This window comes from Elongatibacter sediminis, assembly GCF_037892215.1.
GTDB classification, from domain to species: domain Bacteria; phylum Pseudomonadota; class Gammaproteobacteria; order Xanthomonadales; family SZUA-36; genus Elongatibacter; species Elongatibacter sediminis.
Genome location: NZ_JAZHOG010000003.1, coordinates 275,092 through 292,849 on the forward strand (window position 1 = coordinate 275,092; position 17,758 = coordinate 292,849).

The following is a 17,758-nucleotide window of genomic DNA, read 5'->3' on the forward strand; positions in this document are numbered from 1 at the left end:
TACGGAGGAGGTATTGCATGACCCGGAAGCAGGACCGTTCACGCTATCCGTTACCGCCGGCCCGGACCACGGTGGACGGCGCATCGCGCCGCATCGGGGTGGAAATCGAGCTGATCGGCCCCGGCGTACCCGAAGTCGCCCGGGTGGTGTCTGAACACACGGGCGGTGAAGCGCAGTCGGTCAGCCGTTACGAATACGAGGTCGGGGGCGATGAGGCCGGCACCTGGCGGGTGGAAATCGACCAGGAGCTGCTGAAAAAGATGGGCCGGGAACGGGAGTCCCGCGATGAGCCATTGCCCCTGCTGGACGAGGCGGCCGAAGAACTGCTGCGCTTCGGCTCAGAGCTGCTGGTGCCGGTGGAAATCGTGAGCCCGCCTTTGCCGATGGAGCGACTGCCGGAGTTCGACCGGTTGACCGGGGCCTTGCGCGAGGCGGGCGCCAAGGGCACCGGCGCGAATCCAGCCTATGCGTTCGGTCTGCAGTTCAACCCCGAACTTCCGGCACTCGACGCCGATACCGTCACCCGCTACCTGAAGGCTTTCCTGTGCCTGTACGACTGGCTGAAGTCGCGTTCCCAGGTTGATGCGACCCGCAAACTGACGGGCTTTGCAAAGCCATTCCCGGCCGATTACGTACGCCGGGTGGTGAATCCCGGGTACCGGCCGGACCTGGCGGCGCTGATGGACGACTACCTGCGGGACAACCCCACCCGCAACCGGGCCCTGGACATGCTGCCGCTGTTCGCCCACCTGGATGAGGACCGCGTGCGCGCCGCCGTCGAGGACAGCCGGATCAAAGCGCGGCCGACCCTGCACTATCGCCTGCCCAACAGCGAACTGGGTCGTGCGGACTGGGGTGTTTTCGTGGCGTGGGGAGACTGGCTGGAGGTCGAACGACTGGCCTGCGACCGGAAGCGGCTGGATGACATCTGCGGGGCCTATCACGAACTGTTGAAACAGCCCCTGGGCGGGATGCTGGCGGACTGGGCCGGAGAGTGTGAGCAGTGGCTGAAAAACTCCGCCGGCCAGTGATCGGAATCACCGGGCCGCGCAGCGGTTCCATCGGCCCGCGCGCCTGCATTCAGGTGGGTGTCTGGCTGGCCGGCGGGCGTGCGGTGCAGCTGCGTCCGGGCGATGCATTCGCGGATCACCGCCTGGATGGGCTGGTCATCAGCGGCGGGCACGACGTGGAACCCGTTCTGTACAAGGCCGAGGCCGAAGTGCAGGGCAATTACGACCCGGAACGGGACCGGTTCGAAGGCGCCATGATCGACCGCGGCCTGGAGCGCGGGATTCCCATATTGGGCATTTGCCGTGGCGCCCAGTTACTCAACGTGCACCTGGGCGGCAGCCTGTTTCAGGACCTGCGCAAGCGCCGACGTTCCACCTCGCACCGCCGCACGCTTCTGCCGCTCAAAACCCTGTGCCTGCGCCGGGATACCCTGCTGCACCGGATTACCGCCCGGGACACCATGAAGATCAACAGCCTGCACAACCAGGCCATCGACCGCCTGGGCGCCGGATTGCGAGTCAGCGGAACCGATCTGGACGACATCGTGCAGGCGGTCGAAGATGCCGGGCATCCCTTCCGGGTCGGCGTACAGTGGCATCCCGAATTCCTGCTGTACCTGGGCGCGCACCGCCGGGTCTTCCGTGCGTTGGTAAGGGCCGCCGGCGGATCTGGTGTCTGACCGCCGGCTGCGGCATGCTGTACGACCCTGAAAATTGGCTACGGGAATCGGCGGGTCTCCATGAAATTCGGCATTCGACTCATTGACTATCTGGGCAGCGTGCGGCGGCGGGTGGAGTTGACCGTGCTGGCGGAGCAGGCGGGATTCGATTTCGCCTGGTATCCGCACGACACCTTCATGCACAACACCTGGGTGCTGACCAGCGCGGCGGCGGTCGCGACCTCGCGCATCCGGCTCGGCAGTGTCGGCACCAATCCGTTCACCACCAACCCCGCGGAAATCGCGACTTACATCGCATCCCTGGACGAACTGTCCGGCGGCCGCGCCGTGCTGGGACTGGGCCTGCACACGCACGAGATGGTGGAATGGACCGGCGTTGACGCCAGCGAGTCCGTCGCCGCAACGCGCGAGGCGACCGAAATCATCCGCGCCCTGCTGCGGGGGGAAGTGGTCGACTACCAGGGTGAAATCTTCCAATGGACCGACCAGTGTTACCTGCGCCTCGAGCCGGTACGCAGGGAAGTGCCGATCTACGTGTGCGCCTTCGGGCCCGATTACCTGGCCCTGAGCGGCGCGATCGGCGACGGCAGCCTGCCGATGATCACACCGCCCGAGTCGGCGGCCTACATGGTTCCGGCCATCACGGGGGGCGCAGTGGCGGCCGGACGTGATCCGGCGGAAGTGGATATTTCCGGCTGCGCCTGGCTGTCGCTGGCGGCGGATCCGTCCGCGCCCACCGACGTGTTGCGCCGCATGGTGTCGTACTTCGGCTGGGGCCTGGAAGCGCCGGCGCTCGCCACCATCGGCCTCACGCCGGCGGACTTCGCGCCGATCAAGACGCATATCGATGCCGGTGATTACGCCGGAGCGGAGGCGCTGGTCACCGACGACATGTGCCGCCTGGCGCTGGCCGGAACGCCACGGCAGGTGATCGGGCAGATCGAGCGATTGGCGGAACTGGGTGTGACGCACGTCAACCTCGGTGGCCCGCTGGGTCCCGACCCGGCCGAGGCCATCCGCCTGATGGGCGAGCAGGTCATTCCCTATTTCAGGAGTTCGACATGAGCGGCGCATGCGCGCACCGGGGCCGGAGTTGTGGCCGTGACTGATTCACCGGAGGGGGCCTCGGCGCGCGAGCACTGGTCGTCGCGCCTGGTTTTTCTGCTGGCGATCACGGGGGCGTCCGTGGGGCTGGGCAATCTGTGGCGTTTTCCGTACATTGCCGGCGAGAACGGGGGCGGTGCCTTCGTGCTGGTTTACCTCGGCTTCATCCTCGTTATCGGCGTGCCCCTGATCATGGCTGAACTGGCGCTCGCCCGGCGCGGTGCCAGCAATCCCGTGGCCACCCTGTCGGCGGTGTGCCGTGAACGCGGGTGCAGCCGCATCTGGATGGGCATCGGCTGGTTCAGTGTCCTCGCGCCGCCACTGGCCACCACGTTTTATTCCGTCATCGCGGGCTGGTCGCTTTACTACCTGGTCAAGTCGCTGGGCCTGGGGCTGTCGGGGCTGGACGCGGAATCGGCCACCGGCATGTTCGAAGGCATGCTCGCCGATCCGCTGACCCTGGTCGGACTGCACACGGTTTATCTCGCGGCCGTCGTCGCCGTGGTTGGACGAGGCATCCGCCGCGGCATCGAGGGGGTCACCAAGATCATGATGCCGCTGCTGTTCGTGCTTTTGCTGGTCCTGGCCACCTACGCCGCGGTCGCCGGTGACGGCGCGGCTGGCTGGCGCTTCCTGTTCGCACCGGATTTTTCAGCGCTCGACGGGAACGTGGTGCTGATGGCGCTGGGCCAGGCCCTGTTTTCGGTATCGGTGGGAACGGGTGCGATCCTTACCTACGGTTCCTACATGACCGGGGATGTATCCATTCCGGGCGCGGCCTGGACCCTGGGCCTGGTCGATACCCTGACCGCGCTGTTGGCCGGCCTGGCCATTTTCCCCATTGTGTTCGCCGCCGGCCTGCAACCCTCGGAAGGGCCCGGCTTGATGTTCGTCACGCTGCCGATCGCCCTGGGCAACATGCCTGGCGGTGCCATATTGGGCATTCTGTTCTTCCTGCTGCTGTTCATGGCTGCATTCACGTCGTCGCTGGCCATGCTGGAACCGTTCGTCTCCTGGGTGACCGAAAACCGCGGCATTCCGCGATTTCGCGCGACGGTGCTGACTGGACTCGGCATATGGGCCGTGGGTTTGACAACGGTGTTTTCATTCAATCTGCTCAAGGACTTCAAACCCCTGGGCGGAGTGCCAATGCTGGCGGATCGGACCGTGTTCGGGATCATCGAATTCTCGGTGTCCAACTTGATGCTGCCGGTCAATGCGCTGATGATCGCCCTGCTGGCGGGATGGGCGCTGGGAAGCCGCTACATGGTCGAGCGCATCGGCCTGCAAGGTGCCGCCGGAAGGCGTGCCTGGTCCCTGGCGGCCCGGTATCTGGCGCCAGCGGCGCTCGCGGCCGTTTTCGTCTTCAATCTGTGACTGTTCGGCGTGGTATCGACGTCCGCGGCCAGTCGGCATGGACCCACGTTGCCGCAGGCCCTAGACTACGAAGTCGGAGCGCGGATCGAATCCGCCACCGTTATGGCTACCAGGTCTGATCACCATGAATTTTCTTCGACTATTCGCCAACTGGGACGATGTGCACGAATTCGAACCGGATTCGGTCATTTTCAGCGATACCGACACGGCCGATGCGGTGTACGTGGTCCTGGATGGAACGGTTGAGCTCCGGTTGCGGGGCGAGCCGTTGTGTGAAGAAGGTAAAGGCAGCATTCTCGGCGAACTGGCGCTTTCCGGTTCGCCCCATCGCAGCGCGGTGGCCACGGCCCGCACTCCAGTGCGCCTGGCCCGGCTGGAGCGGGACCGGTTCGAGTCAATGATCGGCCGGCATCCGGAATTCGCCCTGCACGTCATGTCGGCACTGGCCAATCGTCTGCGCTCCGTCGACTCGTTCATCAGTACGCACATCGGCAAGACCGACTGAGGCTGGAGCCAGGACATGGACCTGTTGGAAACCTTCAAGGATTCAGATGACCTGGCGGATTTTCCGGCCGGAACCGTGCTGATGGAAGAAGGCGCCGAAGGCAACGAGATGTATGTCGTCGTCGAAGGGCAAGTCCGCGTCACTCTGAAGAATCATGAACTCGCCGTCGCGGGGCCGGGTGAAATCGTTGGCGAAATGGCGCTGATCAATTCGGATATCCGCAGCGCCACCGTGGTGACCCTGACGGATTGCCGCCTCGCGGTGATCGATCAGATCAGTTTCGAAGCGCTGTTACGTCACGTACCGGATTTTTCAAGCCACGTAATGGGTGTTCTGGCCGGCCGGTTGAAGAATGCTTTCGATCTGATCGACTGAGCCGCCTGCGCCCGCCTGCGGCTTTCGTGCGGGATTTCTCCTCCCGCCGCAAGTACGCCCGCCATCTGTTGCAGGGCCGCTGGAGGGGCGCGACCCGGCCCCCGGGGCATTGATTGACCCCGATCTCCGCCTGATTCATCCCGGATGGAAGAAATCGGGAACCGATTTCCGACTGGTTGCCTCTAGGTAGTATAAGCCGGAAGATTCGCAGGTGGAGAAAGCATATCCATGACATCGAAAACCGCTCTCAAACCTCACCTGGAGCCATTCAGCGCCTTGAGTGATTTCGAGGTGGCCCAGCGCGTCCTGAACGGAGACATGCCGTTGTTCGAGCTGTTGATGCGTCGCTACAACCGGCGCCTGTTCCTGGTTGCGCGCAGCATTCTGAAAGATGACGCATTGGCCGAGGATGTGGTTCAGGAATCTTATCTGATTGCGTTTGAGCACCTTGCGCAGTTCAAGGGTCCGGACGGTTTCGGCGCCTGGCTGGTACGGATCGGGTCGCGGCAGGCCATGCGCATGCTGCGCCGCCGGTCGCGGTTGGGCCTGGTCAGTAACGAACCCGGGCTCGCGGATGAAGCGCCGGCGCCGGCCCGGATGGAGCCGGAACAGATCCAGATCGACCGTGAAGCCTCACATCTGCTGGAACGGGAGTTGGATCGCCTGCCGCGTGATTTTCGCATCATCTTCGTTCTGCGCGAGCTCGAAGAGCTGAGCACGGCCGAAACGGCGGAATCGCTGGAGATCACCCCCGGAACGGTCAAGTCGCGGCTGCACCGCGCTCGCTCCCTGCTCCAATTGCGCCTGAGTCGGCCACTCGCTGCGATGAAGGCGGATGCGTTTCCCTTTGCCGGAACTCGTTGCGACCGCATCGTCGCCACCGTGTTCGAGAGGCTGTCTGCCAAGTCCTGAGTTTTCGAAGTTTTCTGGAGGTTAAACCCATGCGTTCGAGTACGTACTTTCGCCGCGTTCTGGTCGCGGTTGCGATTTTTTCTGCGGCGGTGTTTGCTGTCGCTTCGGCTCTGGCGGCCAGCGGCCCGAAGAAAAATTCGGCGCCAGAGGCCGTGTTCGGTCTGCGTGGCACCAGTGCCATTGGCGGATTGTTTCCCATTCTGGGCCAGATCGAGCGCGGCCAGGAAACCTTTCGCTTCGATACATTCGGTGATGAATCATTCTGGACCGATACCTTGCGTCTCAATGAAGCCGTGGCCGGTGAGGCCAACGGCGGGGTCGGCCCTGGCGTCAGCCCGGCGACCGCATTGGCGGTCGGTCTGAAGGTCGACAGTGAGGCCCTGCCTCAACCGCTCAAGGTGGCATTGGGCAAAGGGGAAGTCGATCTCGAGGATCCGGCGACGACCCTGGCCCTGCTGCAACTGAACGCCGTGGTCGGGCTGCAGGGCTCGGTCACCTCGGATGGTCGTCTTGAATCGCTGGGTGTTACCTGCGCGCTCTGCCACAGCACAGTGGATGATTCGTTCGCTCCGGGCATTGGCAAGCGGCTCGATGGTTGGGCCAACGCGGACCTCGATCCGGGTCTGATTCTTTCCCTGGCGCCGGACCTGTCCGCGCTCACCGACCTGCTGGGCGTCGATGATGCAACCGCCAGGACCGTGCTGCAAAGCTGGGGTCCCGGCAAGTTCGACGCCTCTTTGTTGCTCGACGGCAAGGCATTTCGTCCGGACGGTGGTTCGGCCGCGGTGCTGATCCCACCTGCTTTCGGCCTGGCCGGTGTGAATATGCACACCTGGACGGGTTGGGGCTCGGTCACGCATTGGAACGCATTCGTCGCGACCCTGGAGATGGGTGGGAAGGGCACGCTTTACGACCCGCGGCTCGACGATGCGGAGAGATTCCCCATCGCCGCAGCCAGCGGCGCCGGCGATACCCGGCCCGACGTGGATCTGGTCACGCCGAAGCTGGCCGATCTGCAACTGTACCAACTGTCGATACCGGCCCCGCGGCCCCCGGTGGGTTCGTTCGACCGCCGGGCCGCGGATCGCGGTGAACTGGTGTTCAACAACGAGGCCGATTGCGCACGCTGTCATGTGCCTCCGTTGTTCACCGAGCCCGGCTGGAACATGCATACGCCAGAGGAAATGGGTATCGATGCCTTTCAGGCCGAGCGCGGGCCGGAAGACCGCTACCGCACCGCGCCGTTGAAAGGATTGTGGACCCGTGGCAAACGTGGTTACTACCACGATGGCCGGTTCGCGACGCTGGACGATGTCGTGGCGCACTACGACCAGCAGTTCGTCCTCGACCTGACATCACAGCAGAAATCGGATTTGATCGAGTACCTGAAGTCGCTTTAATCGGAGCACTCCTCCACCCCATGTCCGGCGCCGCAATGGCGCCGGTTTTTTTTGTTCGGCCTGCAGCGGTATCCCCATCCAGGGCCGGGTCAGCAACATGAACGGCAACACCAACAGCATGATGTCCATTGCCACCGCGCGGAATCTGGCGAAGGCCGTATCGGCGTGCTTTTGAGTTCGACCTGAAAGCCGTGCTGGGCTCGCCTCCCGCGCGGATTGCGGCTTGGATGTCGTGCGCACGGTGTCGTGGCTGCCGTGAGACTGTCCTGCCCCGGGTTTCGTATACTGCGCTCTGCCATTCGCCACCCATCCGGGAATCAATCATGCACGTACGCGCTCGAACCGAAACAGTTTGGATGTCTGCTCTGTTGTTTGCGGCCCTGATGTTGCCGCCGCCGGCCGGCGCGGCCAGCGAGGACTTCGATTACTTCGAGGCCAACCGGACACTGATTCGAAACGGCGTGCAGGCGGTGCTGATGTGCAATGGGCTGTTCACGTCCGGGCGCTCGCTGGAGCAGGTGTTCGATCAGGAACTGGCGTACATGGAGCGCGTCGGCGGAACGGTGGGTACCGCGGCCGGCGGTGACTACACGATCGATTCCGAACGGCGCATGGTCGGTGTGGGGAGCGACGAGGCTCGCATCCGTGCCGTATTCCGGACCGGGGTCGGCTGCGTGGTCATGGCGCCGCATCAGACACCGGACGATATCGGGGGTCTTCCGGAATTGAAGATGTCGCCACCGGCAGGTGACCCGGCTGCGATCGACTGGCCGGATGGCGACCGGACCGGTCCGCCCGTACTCGATGGCATCGACGCCGCAGCCCTGAATGCGGCCTCGGATTGGGCTTTCAAACGGGAATCGGCCGAACAGGTGACCGTCAGTCTGATCGTGCTGCGCGGTGAGGACATCGTCCACGAGCGATACGCCGAAGGCTTTGATCGCAGCACCCGTACCCGCACCTGGTCCACGGCGAAAAGCATCGCGGTCACCTTGATTGGCATGCTGGTGGATCAGGGCCGGCTGCGGCTGGATGACTCACTCGACATCGACTGGCTGCCCGCCGTCGACCATCCGGCTTCCGATCCGAGACAGGCCATTACCCTGCGGCACGTGCTGAACATGTCCAGCGGCCTGTACCCGGTTGACAGCTTCGATTTGGAGTACGCGACGGGTTCCGGGCTGGCCTACTGGGCTGGTGCCAGTTCGGCGGCCGGTGCGCGCCGCCGCGGTCTCATCCGTGAGCCCGGCACATTCTGGGACTATGAGAACTACGACACCCTGGTGGCTGTTTACGCGATGAAACAGGCTCTGGGCGACGAGAAGACCTATCGTGAATTCCCGCGGCGCGCGCTGCTCGACCGAATCGGCATGCGCAACACACTGGTCAGCACCGACCGTTTCGGAGATTTCATTTTCAGCAGTCAGGTGTACACCAATGCGCGTGACCTGGCACGCTTCGGCCTGCTGTATCTGAAAAATGGCGTGTGGAACGGCGAGCGACTGATTTCCGAGGAATGGATCGAGTTCGTGCGCACACCGGCGCCGGCCACGCTGGATTCGGGGACCGAATACGGGGGCCAGTTCTGGCTCGTGCCGGATGGCAGGAGCGATGTGCCGGCCGATGCCTACACGACGGCCGGTAACCGTGGTCAGTTCGCCATCATCGTGCCATCCCGCGACGCCGTCATCGTTCGCCGCGGGCTGGATTACGGCAAACAGGGTTTCAATCCCTGGGATCTGACACGGGAGGTGCTCAAGGCCTTTCCGCCGCCCGCGGACTGAGCACGGCCGGAAAAAACCCCGGGGCGCCAAGGGCACCCCGGGGCGCAGGGCGGGAGTCGAAGCCGGTTCAATCTTCTATTTCTTCTTCGGCTTCGTCGGCCGCATCTTCAATGGCGTCGCCCGCCGCTTCAATGTCCTGTCCGACACCGCGAGTGGTGTTACAGGCTGTGACGTTGAGCATCATTGATAGCAGCAGGGCGATTAACGCAATGATTCTATTCATGACCAATGCTCCATGGGTTACGCGCCGTCAGACCGGAGGCCTGCCGCGCAAGGCGTGGGCCAGTGCGCTGATGACCAGCAGCACCAGGAACACGAAGAAAAGGATCTTGGCGATGCCCGCCGCAGCACCGGCGATACCGGTGAAACCAAAAAGTGCGGCCAGCAAGGCCAGTACGAAGAATGCAATTGCCCAACTCAACATGATCAGATCTCCTTGAGGTGAATAGACTCGGTAGCGGAGGGGTACGCCCCGCCGCAGCGGGGCGAGTCCCGTTCGTGCGTTACAGATCAGCTTTGCTGTGTCTCGGACACTTCAAGCCGATTGTTCACGTCGCGTGTGTCGCTGACATTGTCTGCAATCTGCGCGGCCAGTTCGGCCTCCTCTTCGGAGTCCACCGTGCCCGACAGCGTGACAACGCCGTTCGAGGAGTCGACATTGATGTCCAGACCGCTGGTGTGCTCGTTAATCAGCAGCCGGGACTTCACGGTGGCGGTCAGGGTGGCATTGGCCACGGCCTGTCGCCATTCCGATTTCTCCTGGTAGGAGTCGGAATCCGCTGCCGCTTCGGCCGCCTTGCGGTCTACCGAAAGCTCGTTCTCGACTTCCTGGATGCCCGCAACCGATTTGGCCACTTCGCCGGCCAGTTCCCGGTCGATTTCGGATTCAACCGCACCCTTCAGGTAGGCGGTACCGTGACGGACTTCGGTATCGATGTCGAAGGAGTTCAGGTGCTCATTGAATAGCAATGCCGATTCGAGCTTGCCGTCGAGCCAGGCATCCTCAGCTACCTGTGACATCTGCCGGGACTCCGATTTCATCTCCGACTTGCCGTCACCTGCCTTGTCGCCACCGGCAAATGCCGGGCTGATCACCAGCATCATGGCTGCCGCGGCGGCAATTGGTTTGCGCGAAGAAAGAATGGGAGTTCGTATCCGTTTATTCATGGTTCCTCCTGTTTTTGGGGACGCCAGAAGTGACGCAACAATCATGCCGAAACCCGCCAACCGCTTCGCAAGGCGCTTTGAGCGGCTATGGGGTCTGGCGTGGTGCGGCAATACGGAAAAACTGGGAGGCGAGTTTGTAGTATTTACACCGGGCAGCACCCGGAGCGCTCAGGGATGACGGCAGGCGATTGACTTGACCTGTGACTCATAGTGGAGTTTATTAGTAGTATCAAGGGGTGCGCGACAAGCCGATTCGCGCCCAGGAGTCTTCGTGTCCATTGGAAGTTCAACGCTTGGGGGAACCTCGAAAGCCCACCGCGCGCAGTTGGCGCGCAACGTTCAGTTGTTGTTGTTGTGGGTCGCCGAGAGTGACGGCGACGTCGAAGTTCCCGAACTCGATTTCGTCGCGGAGCAGTTTCCCGGGCCGGATGGCGAGAACGCGGACGACCTGTTGGCGATCATTCGCAGCGGTGAGCTCAGGCCACTGGAGTCGGCAATCCGGTTCCTGGCGGAGGAAAGCCGTGAACTGCGGGTCGCTTTCCTGGATCTGGCCATCACGATGGCGATGTCCGACCACAGGGTCGCCGTGACGGAGAACTACATTCTGCGATTTTTCGCGGATGCACTACACTTGGGGGAGGATATACTGGAACGCCGGTTCAAGATTATCAGCGGAGTCGACCTCTGCGAGCCGGGCGATCCGGCCGATCCGGAGTGGTGGGAGGAAAACCCCGAACTCGGGTCGCAAACGGAGTCCAACGGCTCCGACGGAATGAGTCTCAACGAAGCGCGGGCAATGCTCGGCGTGGAACGGGACGCTTCGATGTCCGAAATAGAAAGTGCCTACCGCAAGCTCTCGGGTATGCTGTTGGCCAAACGTGTTGAAGCCAGCGGCCCGGATGCCGTGACGACCGCCAGGAAGCGATCGCGAAAACTCAGGGAAGCCTATGATTTACTGAAGGGGTAACCCTATGAAAGACTTATACACCGCATTGAGTGTCGAACCGGATGCCGAGTCCGACCGGATTGCCGCCGCCGCCGCAAGCCAGCCGGAAATGCAGGATTTCACTGCGATTCTGCTGGATCCGGACAAGCGTGCCGGTTATGACCGGGTGCGCACGACGCTGAACGAGATTGCGGAGCTCCGGTTCCGGTTGGGTCTGCCCAACAACAATGAATGGTTCCGCAAAAATTTCCCCAACCACTCGCGCTGGCTGCAATTGCAGGCACATGACCGGCGCGTGGCGGAGCAGAACGCGCAGCGCGAGGCGGAAGCCGAAGCCGCGCGGCAGGCTGTTCACTCGGCCCGTGCCGGATGGCGGATGGCGCCGGAACTGCTCGCGATTTCGAGTCTTCTGCTGATTGCCGGTCTGGTGGCCGGCTATCTGTACCTGTACTGATCCGCGCCGCAGGGTGTCATGGTGCTTCGGGTCAGCCCAGCGCCGCGTCCAGAAACATCATCAGGGCAAAACCGCCGAGCAGTGAGAAAGTCGCCAGGTTTTCGGAGCCGCGTGCATGGGTTTCGGGAATGATTTCGTCACTGATGATGAATAGCATGGCGCCGGCCGCGAATCCCAGTGTGCCCGCCATCAGTGGCGCCGCCAGGCTGACCGCTGCGGCTCCAAAAATCCCGCCCAGCGGCTCGGCGAGCCCGGTGAGCAGTGACAATGCAAAGGCGGTCAGCCGGCCGTAACCCACCGACATCAGGGCCACGGCAACCGCCAGCCCTTCTGGAATGTTCTGCAGGCCGATACCCGTCGCCAACGGCATTCCGTTGGCGATGTCGCCATCCGCGAAGCCGACGCCTACGGCCATGCCTTCGGGAAAGTTATGCAGGGTAATCGCGATCACGAACAGCCAAATGCGTGAGAACGCCGCGGCCTCGGGTCCCTCCCGGCCGCTGACGAAGTGTTCGTGGGGCACGTGACGGTGGATCACGAATAGCGCGCCCGAGCCAAACAGCAGGCCGGCGATGACAACCGCCACGCCAGCGGGTTCGGAGTCCGTTTGCGCGGTGCCGAATTCGATGCCCGGCAGTATCAGCGAAAAAAACGTCGCAGCCAGCATAACGCCGGCGGCAAAACTGAGCATGCCGTCCTCCAGCCTGGCGGACAGCCGGCGGATAAAGAAGACTCCCAGCGCGCCGACTCCGGTAAACAGACCCGCACCCAGACTGGCGATGAAGCCGAGCCGGATGATCTCGGCGGAAGTCATTCGGGTGTGATCCCGCCGCGACTGACGATCATTCGAAACCCAGCCCGGCCGGAAAATGCAGGCTGAGCACCAGGAATAACGCCGCCAGCGCGAATATCTTCAGGAGCAAGGGCGTGATGAAACGCACCCAGGCGCCGTAGGGAATGCGGCCGAGGGCCAATGCGCCCATGACCAGCGCGCTGGTCGGAATGACCATGTTGGTGAAGCCATCCCCGAACTGGTAGGCAAGCACCGCAGATTGCTGCGGCACGTCGGTCAGAGTGGCTAAGGGAGACATGATGGGCATGGTCACGAATGCCTGCCCGCTGCCGGACGGGATGAAGAAATTACACACGGTTTGCACCACGAGCATGCCGATGACCGAAGCCTCCGCGCCGAGCAGGGTCAGCGGCCCGGCAATGGCATTGATGACGGTGTCGATGATCTGACCGTCCGACAGCACGACCTCGATGGAGCGGGCGACGCCGATCAGCAGTGCGGCGCCGGTCATTTCAGCACAGCCCTCGATGAAGGTCCGGCTGGCTTCGACGGCTCCGATGCGGGCGATCAGCACGGTGATCAGGCCAACGCCCAGAAACACCGCGTTCAATTCATTGATGTACCAGCCGTAACGGCTGACACCCCATACGAACAGGGTAATGGCGCCGACGAACACCGCGATGATGGCAATGCGCCGCGGGTCGAAAGCGAGGTCTTTCGGTAACTCGAACCCCTCGCTGTAATCGATATGCGCCACCAGACTGGCCTCGGGATCATCCTGTACGCGCCGGGCGTAACGGTGAATGTGGTGGAAGGCCACGGCCAGGAATGCCGCCATCATGACGGCGCGCACGGCCCAGCCGGAGGTCAGCGGCACGCCGGCGATGTTCTGCGCGATGATCACACCGAAGGGATTGATGCCGGCTGTCGCCCAGCCGATGCCGTAAGGCACCCAGACCAGGGCCATGGCGACGATGGCATCCATCCGCATGGCCAGGCACATGGTGACGATGATCGGCACCAGCGGCACGTACTCCTCACCCATCCCGATGGTGTAGGCGCCCAGGCTGAACAGCACCAGGCAGCCGGCGATCAGGATCCACGGGCTGCCTCCCAGATGCGTGACGGCTTTGTGCAGGGCGGCGTCGATGGCGCCGCTGCGGCGCAGCAGTGCGATCACGCCACCGGCGATGAACACCAGGAAAATGATGTCGTGCGCGGCGCTGAGGCCCTTGGGGATCGCCTGCAGGAAATACCACGGCGCGATGGTCACCTGTTTGGATTCCGCAGCCGGGGCGTAGGTGTCGGCTACGACCATCTCCCGGTTCGGGTTGTCCGGATACGGCTGACGTTCGAAACTGCCCTGCGGCACCAGGTACACCAGCACCTGGGCCAGAACGACGATGGAAAAGATCAGGACCAGCGAGTCGATGGACCAGCGGCGCTTGGGCATGGGCTAGCTCCGGTTTTTCTGTTCGCGCCAGTTTACAGCGTCGTTGACCCGGATGCGGGCGGCGTGGATGCGGGTTTCCGCTTCACACGCATCGCCCGGCTGAGGTCCGGGCAGGCCCGGCGCTCGCGGGTTCAGCCGGCCGTGCAGGCCGCGGAAGCGGTCTCGCGAAAGCAGACTTCCAGAGCATCACCAACCGTGATAGTGGTGCCGTCGGCGGCTTCCAACACGGCATTCTCGCCGAAGGCCGGAGCGCGGGGCTTGCCGCGCACAGGATTGATCTCCGCCAGGGTCTTGAATGGCTGCATGTCGGCGTCGCGCTCGGCGGTGCCCTGATCAATGGTCGGAATCACACAGCGTTCGCACGGAAAGCGGAAGGAGAAGCGAAATGACGGATGGGACAGGGCGGCCACCTCGTGCTCGACGAAGGCGCCAATGCCGCTGATGACGATGTTGGGTCGGAACCGGTCCATTGGCACGGGCTGGAGTGCTCGTTCGCAGAGTTCACGATTGAGTGCGTCCAAGGATGCTTGGTTGGTCACCAGAAACGGGGCTGAATCGGCGAATACGGTCGTTGTCTGGCTGCCCAGCAGGTTGGATTTCGCAAGTCTGCGGGCGTAATCCGGCGCCATGCTGACGAGGTGCAGCCTGCTCCTGCTTTGCAGTGCATCGGTCAGCCAGTCCGACACCGTGGAGCCGCAACTGAACACCGTGCACTCGTCCTGCCATACCCGGGTCTGCAGCGGTTGGCCTTCCGGCCGGTCGGGGACGTGGATTGAATCCTGACCGTCCATGCCGAGCGTGAGACGATTGCCGTTGAGCGTGGGTGTGATCAGCGCCAGGCGATGCATTTCCCGCTGTGTGACGAAGCGTCCGTCCTCCCGTATCACCATCCAGCGGCGGTCGAGTTCCAGGCCGCGTGAATCCAATTCCGCCCGCCCCAGCGAAATTCCTTTCATCGACTTGACGGGATAAATGTTCAGCGCCGTGATCGTGGCCTGGGGCATGAGGATTTCGTCTGCTCGATCGCCGCGGGAATGCGGCATGTTAGGCACGAGCCCCATCCCCGCGCAAGCCCACAATCCATGGGGTCAGAGTAAAGGGACAGAGTAAATGTTACGAACAATAACGTGGGTCAGCGCAAAAGCGTAACGTGGAGAGACCAGGGTGCAGTGCAGTTTCAAAGACGCGGCGTTATGGCCAGGGGGGAGCTCGGGGTTCTTCCAGGGGCGGTTGAAACTCCCCTTTGGCGGTAGCGTGGAAGTACCGTGGCTTGCCGCCGCCTTTACTCTGGCCCTTTACTCTGTCCCTTTACTCTGACCCCATAATTGAGGGTTTGTATGGCTTCGAGGATGGGTTCGGTGACGTCTATTTGATTCGAAGGGTGGGAGACCGTGTTGCAGGTTGCGATGGTTGCGGCCGGGGCCAGCGCCTGTTCGGCGCCTTCGGCGAAAATGGCGTGTACACCGACACAGACCGGCGGTGCGGTACCCAACTGGTTCAGGTGGTGGATTGTCGCGGCCATTGTCTGGCCGGTGGAGATGATGTCGTCGACGAGCACAGGGGTTGCGTCCGAATAACGCTCGATATCCGGAATCGAGATTTCCACGGTACGGTCGCCCCGCCGCTGTTTCGAAAGCACCACGAATGGAGCACCCGCGCGTCCGGCCACATCATCGACCCACTGGCGGCTTTCGCTGTCGGGTCCGATGAGCACCGGCGAGGCCACGTGATCGCGAATCCAGTGGGCGACGCCGGGTGCCGCGTGCGCCACCCGGGCGGGGATGGAATAAATCTGCCCCATTTCGTGAAACCGGTGCAGGTGGGGGTCTACCGTAACCAGCCAGTCGAAGGTGCGCGACAGCAGGGCGGCATAGTAACGGGAGGTAATGCCTTCACCCGCGTGAAAGCGCTTGTCCTGACGCATGTACGCCAGGTACGGCGCAACCAGACCGATGTTGGCGGCACCGAGGTCCCTCAGAGTATCGGCTGCAAACAGGAGGGGTAACGTCTTGGGGTCCGGCCGGTCCAGGGAGCAGGCGAGGATGGTGGGTCTTTGCGCGCACTCGACGTTGAAACGAATATAGGTTTCGCCATCCGGGAAGCGGCGTACATCGACGTCACCGATTTCTCCGTCCAGTCCGGCCGCCACGGAATGGAACAGGTCTTCTTCGATACCCAGATTGAATAGCAGTGGCCGATTCATGGTTGTGTAATCTCGATGGGGTTTCGATGTGACTTCATGTAGTGGAGTGAATAATCGAGTTCTCCGGGGCTTTCGGCATGCACGACCATCAGCAGGTCGCCCGCATTGACTCGATTCCCCAGGCGTACATTCATTTCCAGGCCGGCGGCCTTGTCGTTGGGTGCGCCGGCGAGTTTCGCCACGCGCGCCAGAACTCTGTTGTCAATGCCCGACACCGTGCCTTCGTGCTCGGCGAACACATCGTAGCGATAGTTTGCACGTGGTGGCTCGCTGAGGCCGCCCTGCGCCTCGCAAATGGCCTGGAACCGGCTCCAGGCCGAACCGTCGTCGAGTGTGCGCTCCGCAGCTTCGAAGCCGAGCCCCGGATCAGCCACACCGGCGGTTTCGAGCAGCAGTCCGGCCAATTCCAACGATCGTTGCCGCAAGTCGGCGGGTGCACCTGCCTGATTCTGCAGGACGGCGAGTACATCGCGGGCTTCGAGTGCGGGTCCAATGCCGCGACCGACGGGTTGCGAGCCGTCGGACACGGCGATGCATATTTCCAGCCCCAGTTGATGTCCGACCGCTTTCAATTGTGCCGCCAGGGCATCGGCCGCTGCCGGGTCCCGGACCTTGGCTGTGGGGCCGACTGGAATATCGATGACCACGTGAGTCGATCCGGCCGCGATTTTCTTCGACAGTACCGAAGCGATGAGTTGGCCTTCACTGTCAATGTTGAGCGCACGTTCCACGCGAATCAGAATGTCGTCGGCCGGACTCAGGCTGACGGATCCGCCCCAGGCGATACAGCCACCCTCCCTCTCGACCACACGGCGCATCGTGGCCAGGTCCAGGTCCACTGGCGCCAGGGTCTCCATCGTGTCAGCCGTGCCCGATGGCGAAGTAATCGCACGTGAGGAGGTTTTCGGCATGGTCAGACCCCGGGCGACCGCGATGGCCACAACAACGGGTGTGGTGCGATTCCCCGGCAGGCCGCCAATACAGTGCTTGTCGACGATCGGCGTGCCTGGCCAGTGCAGCCGTTCGCCGGCATCGACCATGGCCTCGGTGAGCAGCGAAATTTCATCGCCACTCAAGCGGCCGTTCGCGCACGCAGTGATGAATGCCGACAGATGCACGTCCATGTACCGGCCGTCGACGATGTCCCGCATGATGGCCTGGAATGCCTGCGCCGACAGGGGATTTCCGTAGATCTTGGACCGCAGATACGACAATGACTTCACTGGGCGGGGGTAGGAAAGGACCAGTTCGTCGCCTTCGTGACTGTCGAGCAGGTGCCGTGCCGCATCCGACAGGCCGGCATGGCCGGGTTGCAACAGATCCTCGCCGACAATGACCAGGGTGGCGATGATGGAACGGTGTTTCGATGCGACGTTGACCCGTGACAAGGCCTCGAAGCCCTCGGATCGAGCCACCGCGGAATCGCGGCGCAGGAAAATCACGGGTTCCTGGCGCGTGTCGATGTCGAAATGACGCGCCACGAGAACGGTGGACTGAGAATGTTCGTTAGTTGGCATGGGCAATCCTACTCCACGGACATCTTCGGTTCGTCGAGTCCGGATTCAAGGGATATGGCATGCCTGGTGCGACGATGG

19 protein-coding genes are annotated in these 17,758 nt (G+C 62.8%); 11 read left to right on the forward strand and 8 right to left on the reverse strand.

The window, feature by feature from the left end; translation table 11 throughout:
- Positions 1-17: 17 nt before the first annotated feature.
- The 9 genes from V3330_RS06050 to V3330_RS06090 all read left to right on the forward strand — a co-directional run bounded on the left by V3330_RS06050 (position 18) and on the right by V3330_RS06090 (position 9,147).
- Entirely contained in the window at positions 18-1,031 is a 1,014-nt protein-coding gene (locus V3330_RS06050; RefSeq protein WP_354694494.1) for an amidoligase family protein, read from the forward strand.
- Entirely contained in the window at positions 1,004-1,690 is a 687-nt protein-coding gene (locus tag V3330_RS06055) for a gamma-glutamyl-gamma-aminobutyrate hydrolase family protein (protein ID WP_354694495.1), read from the forward strand. The genes V3330_RS06050 and V3330_RS06055 overlap by 28 nt, the downstream gene beginning before the upstream one ends.
- Before the next feature lie 60 nt (positions 1,691-1,750).
- Entirely contained in the window at positions 1,751-2,755 is a 1,005-nt protein-coding gene (locus tag V3330_RS06060) for an LLM class flavin-dependent oxidoreductase (protein WP_354694496.1), read from the forward strand.
- Between the two features lie 36 nt (positions 2,756-2,791).
- Positions 2,792-4,171: a sodium-dependent transporter gene (locus tag V3330_RS06065; protein WP_354694497.1), complete on the forward strand. Its 1,380-nt coding sequence runs from the start codon at positions 2,792-2,794 to the stop codon at positions 4,169-4,171.
- Between the two features lie 124 nt (positions 4,172-4,295).
- Entirely contained in the window at positions 4,296-4,676 is a 381-nt protein-coding gene (locus V3330_RS06070) for a cyclic nucleotide-binding domain-containing protein (RefSeq protein ID WP_354694498.1), read from the forward strand.
- A 15-nt stretch (positions 4,677-4,691) separates the two neighbouring features.
- Positions 4,692-5,051, forward strand: a complete 360-nt coding sequence (locus tag V3330_RS06075; RefSeq protein WP_354694499.1) for a Crp/Fnr family transcriptional regulator — start codon at positions 4,692-4,694, stop codon at positions 5,049-5,051.
- A 228-nt stretch (positions 5,052-5,279) separates the two neighbouring features.
- Positions 5,280-5,963 (forward strand): RNA polymerase sigma factor, encoded by a 684-nt coding sequence (locus V3330_RS06080; RefSeq protein ID WP_354694500.1) that lies wholly within the window; start codon positions 5,280-5,282, stop codon positions 5,961-5,963.
- A 29-nt stretch (positions 5,964-5,992) separates the two neighbouring features.
- The gene (locus V3330_RS06085; protein ID WP_354694501.1) at positions 5,993-7,363 is read left to right on the forward strand and encodes a hypothetical protein; all 1,371 of its coding nucleotides are present in this window, start codon (positions 5,993-5,995) and stop codon (positions 7,361-7,363) included.
- Between the two features lie 356 nt (positions 7,364-7,719).
- A complete protein-coding gene (locus V3330_RS06090) occupies positions 7,720-9,147 on the forward strand; it encodes a serine hydrolase domain-containing protein (RefSeq protein ID WP_354694502.1) in 1,428 nt (475 codons plus the stop codon).
- Between the two features lie 67 nt (positions 9,148-9,214).
- Here the strand turns inward: V3330_RS06090 and V3330_RS06095 are convergent, their stop codons facing one another.
- The 3 genes from V3330_RS06095 to V3330_RS06105 form a co-directional block, all read right to left on the reverse strand.
- Complete coding sequence (locus tag V3330_RS06095; RefSeq protein WP_354694503.1) at positions 9,215-9,370, reverse strand: entericidin A/B family lipoprotein; 156 nt, start codon at positions 9,368-9,370, stop codon at positions 9,215-9,217.
- A 27-nt stretch (positions 9,371-9,397) separates the two neighbouring features.
- Positions 9,398-9,571 carry a DUF1328 family protein gene (locus V3330_RS06100; RefSeq protein WP_354694504.1) on the reverse strand — a complete coding sequence of 58 codons (174 nt, stop codon included), beginning with the start codon at positions 9,569-9,571 and terminating at the stop codon, positions 9,398-9,400.
- An 86-nt stretch (positions 9,572-9,657) separates the two neighbouring features.
- Positions 9,658-10,314: a BON domain-containing protein gene (locus tag V3330_RS06105; RefSeq protein WP_354694505.1), complete on the reverse strand. Its 657-nt coding sequence runs from the start codon at positions 10,312-10,314 to the stop codon at positions 9,658-9,660.
- A gap of 271 nt (positions 10,315-10,585) precedes the next feature.
- Between V3330_RS06105 and V3330_RS06110 the strand changes: the two genes are divergently transcribed.
- Positions 10,586-11,281: a TerB family tellurite resistance protein gene (locus V3330_RS06110; protein ID WP_354694506.1), complete on the forward strand. Its 696-nt coding sequence runs from the start codon at positions 10,586-10,588 to the stop codon at positions 11,279-11,281.
- Between the two features lie 4 nt (positions 11,282-11,285).
- Positions 11,286-11,714, forward strand: a complete 429-nt coding sequence (locus V3330_RS06115; protein ID WP_354694507.1) for a hypothetical protein — start codon at positions 11,286-11,288, stop codon at positions 11,712-11,714.
- A gap of 31 nt (positions 11,715-11,745) precedes the next feature.
- On the opposite strand, the gene V3330_RS06120 is transcribed toward V3330_RS06115, so the two are convergent.
- The 5 genes from V3330_RS06120 to V3330_RS06140 form a co-directional block, all read right to left on the reverse strand.
- Positions 11,746-12,528 carry a ZIP family metal transporter gene (locus tag V3330_RS06120; RefSeq protein WP_354694508.1) on the reverse strand — a complete coding sequence of 261 codons (783 nt, stop codon included), beginning with the start codon at positions 12,526-12,528 and terminating at the stop codon, positions 11,746-11,748.
- A gap of 28 nt (positions 12,529-12,556) precedes the next feature.
- Positions 12,557-13,960 (reverse strand): YfcC family protein, encoded by a 1,404-nt coding sequence (locus V3330_RS06125; protein ID WP_354694509.1) that lies wholly within the window; start codon positions 13,958-13,960, stop codon positions 12,557-12,559.
- A 131-nt stretch (positions 13,961-14,091) separates the two neighbouring features.
- Positions 14,092-14,964, reverse strand: coding sequence for an MOSC domain-containing protein (locus V3330_RS06130; RefSeq protein ID WP_354694510.1), 873 nt, complete (start codon positions 14,962-14,964; stop codon positions 14,092-14,094).
- A gap of 278 nt (positions 14,965-15,242) precedes the next feature.
- The gene (locus V3330_RS06135) at positions 15,243-16,163 is read right to left on the reverse strand and encodes a ribose-phosphate pyrophosphokinase (RefSeq protein ID WP_354694511.1); all 921 of its coding nucleotides are present in this window, start codon (positions 16,161-16,163) and stop codon (positions 15,243-15,245) included.
- The gene (locus V3330_RS06140; protein ID WP_354694512.1) at positions 16,160-17,680 is read right to left on the reverse strand and encodes a thymidine phosphorylase family protein; all 1,521 of its coding nucleotides are present in this window, start codon (positions 17,678-17,680) and stop codon (positions 16,160-16,162) included. Before V3330_RS06140 ends, V3330_RS06135 begins: the two co-directional genes overlap by 4 nt.
- Between the last annotated feature and the right edge of the window lie 78 nt (positions 17,681-17,758).